The organism is Pseudanabaena biceps PCC 7429 (assembly GCF_000332215.1).
GTDB classification, from domain to species: domain Bacteria; phylum Cyanobacteriota; class Cyanobacteriia; order Pseudanabaenales; family Pseudanabaenaceae; genus Pseudanabaena; species Pseudanabaena biceps.
Genome location: NZ_ALWB01000399.1, coordinates 1 through 3,067, shown reverse-complemented (window position 1 = coordinate 3,067; position 3,067 = coordinate 1). Strand labels below are relative to the sequence as shown.

Here is a 3,067-nt window from a genome sequence, read left to right as displayed (position 1 = left end):
CTTACTGGGTTTGGTGTTTAATTCACAAAAGTGTTGTCACACTTTCGTGAATTGGTATAAGTAGTTCAGCATAATTAACTGCCCCAAAATCAGAGAGCATAACGCCCGCGAAGTGGGCGTTATGCTCTTCTAGGTTTTAAGTTTACTTATGCTGAACTACTGACTTGCCGATTACTTGCCGATTACTTGCCGAAATATGAAGATGTAATGTTTTGGGTTAATAAAATATCTCACTCGGTGCGGAACCTCCTGACAATTGGGAAATACTACTATTTTTTATGCCTTCAGGTTCTTCGTTTTAGGGTTGTGATTTTAAATCTTCAATTTTCTTCTTAGCGCGGGAAATCGCCAGTCCATTATCAATAGGGGCAATGATCGTACCCATCAAAGCTGCTGCATTGAATAAACGTTTTTTCTGATCTTTGCTATTATCCAGCGAAACCATGACAATCCCCAACAACATCGCAACTCCGATCAGTATCAGGAAAGGTTGCCAACGCCTTGTATAACCGTAACCACCAGCGGGGAATAATAACGAGATGATGACCGCAATGGTGATATTCTTTTGAGAGAGGTTATAAACTTGCTTGAACTCCTTCTCATTTTTAGTTTGTTCCAAATTTTCTAATTGTTTTTGGAAATCTTCCTGTGACATAAAGATATATAGTGAATTGCCTGAAAAATTATATAGCAATGTTTGTGCAAGTTAGAACATGGCACTGGTCAGCTAATGGGGGATGGATTCTGAAATGTCCATTTCATGACAATAAAAAAGGTGCAAATATGTCGATCGCGCTTTAGCTGACCAGTACCTAGCTACATAAAAGGTGAATATAGCGATCGCGATCACAGAAAATCAACAAATTAATCACAAACTATTATAAGAATAAAGACGAGAGTATATAGGGAAATGCTTGGGTTTTGGAGTTGCTATGAATTGTCGATTTTGCCAAAATTATGAGCCAAAGGGAAGATATGGCGGTCATTGCCATTTATTATCGGTAGAGGTGCAAGGGAAGTGGGTTGCCTGTAGTCACTTTTTTACTAAATTCTCGAAACAGACATTAATTGCGAGTGAAAAAATAAGTGTTGATTTAACAAGTGTTAATTTAATGATGCCTAGCGCAAAAGCCTCCAATAATCACTAATATATAATAGATAAATAATAGATCAAGATATAAACGTACAAAGTAATAAGTTTGCCTGAAATATCGCTCTTTTTATGAATTTTTATCCTAGCTAAAATTAAGTATATCCGTATATTTTAAAGAAATATTTTAAGAATCAAAAAAAGCCTATATGACCTGATATGAGGTTATTATAGGCTTTTGAACTTGAAGTTTGCAAGCAGCTTGACACCTCCCTACTTAACAAAAATTATGTGATTATGACGCTGGGGGGATTGGATTAAAAGTTATTTTTAGTTATATTCTAGGGTAGCATTTGCAGAGACGCACGATACTTTGCATTTTCCCATAAATATCATTCCCATAAATATCATTCCCATAAATATCATTCCCATAAATATCATTCCCATAAATATCATTCCCATAAATATCATTCCCATGAATATCACAATCCATGGCGAGCAATCCAACTCGTAAAACTTTGCATAGGTTATTGGGATTGCTGGAATGAAGCCGAGACATTTTTTATCCTTCCTACTCCCTTCCCACCAAAGAAATAGACATCAAAAACTAATAATTAGCGTTGCGGCGCTTCGCGCCGCAACGTCTAATTATTCACTGGGAAGGGAGTATGCCTAGCTGCTTAGTTTCTCACAGAGGAAATAAAGAAAATAGAAAAAATAGAGAAAAGGCGATGCAATGCATCGCCTTTTCTCTTTGGAAATAAATGGAAAGCCCCCTTCCCACCTCTATTGCAGAATCGCATTGTTCAAAAGATTAAACAACTTCAAACACAAGTGAACAAAGCAATGACGGTACTTACAAAGATCAAGCCTTCCTTCAAAAAAACCGCAGTTTCCGCGCTCCTTTCCTTAGCTGCCGCCGTTCCTACTAGCGTCACTCTTTCACAAATATTTGCTAGCCCTAGCGAAGCTGCTGACTATTGCCAATGTGTTGGTTATGTCAAGAATCGCTTTGGAATCACTACTGCGGTTGGCAATGCCAAGGACATGATCTATAGCTTACCCAATCTGGGATTCACCCGTATCAGCAATCCTCAAGTTGGTGCAATTGTGATCATGCAACCCAGCTTTCGTGGTGCTGACCCTACCTATGGACATGTGGGAATTGTCGAGAGAACTTCTGTCCGTAATGGCAATACTTATCTGACTGTACGGGGTGCAAATCAAGGTGGCAACTTGTTCACAGAGTCTAACTGCTATAACGTAGCTCTTGTCGATTTTGGAACTCCTGTGAACGGACGTTCTGATGTCTCTTATTGGGTAAAAGGGAATACTCCCCAACCTCCAACCAATCCGATCCGCTACGTCAGCTTCTCTGGAACCAGTGCTTCTAGCGGCATCAATGTCCGCTCTGGACCTGGTTCAAACTTCGGGGTTGTCCGACGCATTGGCGGTAATCAAAGAGTGTACTTTGATGCTTGGCAGTACGGCACTACTGAGAGAGATTTGTGGTTGGGTACACCAGATGCTCGTTGGTATCGCATCTCAGGTACTAATCAATGGATTTCCAGTGCTGTTGTCTATGGAAATGCTCCTGGCTCTCGCCCAATGCCTTAGCTTCTAGCAGATATAAGTGCGGCGCTAAGCGCCGCACTTATATTTAAAGTTTTTTTAATTTGTAGGTTTTTATGGTTACACAACTTCCCAACAAAGTAGCGATCGCCTCGTTTATCTCGCTTCTATTCGCAAGTCCTAGCTTTGCTGAACCAATATTAACGCGGTTTCCCAATATTGATCCTGCTTCTCTCAATAGCAATCCGCCAATCTGCTTCGCGCAAATCTCTAGTAATCAAGCGATCGACCTCTCCTCCATTTGTGGATTTCGCAGTCCCGAAATTTGCAATATTGGATTAGGAGAAGCATCTGAAAAATCGCAGTTACTCTCAGACTTTTGCAGAAAGAATCAACGATGTGAGC

At 40.1% G+C, this 3,067-nt stretch carries 4 protein-coding genes; 2 read left to right on the top strand and 2 right to left on the bottom strand.

The features are described from left to right. Positions 1–298: 298 nt before the first annotated feature. Together PSE7429_RS22720 and PSE7429_RS26075 are read right to left on the bottom strand one after the other, a co-directional pair. Positions 299–655, bottom strand: coding sequence for a hypothetical protein (locus PSE7429_RS22720; RefSeq protein ID WP_009629750.1), 357 nt, complete (start codon positions 653–655; stop codon positions 299–301). 769 nt (positions 656–1,424) lie between these two features. Then, entirely contained in the window at positions 1,425–1,649 is a 225-nt protein-coding gene (locus PSE7429_RS26075) for a hypothetical protein (protein WP_009629748.1), read from the bottom strand. A 287-nt stretch (positions 1,650–1,936) separates the two neighbouring features. Here PSE7429_RS26075 and PSE7429_RS22715 point away from each other — a divergent pair, with 287 nt between their 5' ends. Both PSE7429_RS22715 and PSE7429_RS22710 read left to right on the top strand, forming a co-directional pair. Beyond that, positions 1,937–2,707: a CHAP domain-containing protein gene (locus tag PSE7429_RS22715; protein ID WP_009625640.1), complete on the top strand. Its 771-nt coding sequence runs from the start codon at positions 1,937–1,939 to the stop codon at positions 2,705–2,707. Between the two features lie 71 nt (positions 2,708–2,778). Then, positions 2,779–3,067, top strand: a 289-nt coding sequence (locus PSE7429_RS22710) for a hypothetical protein (protein WP_009629747.1), incomplete at its 3' end; no start/stop codon positions are given.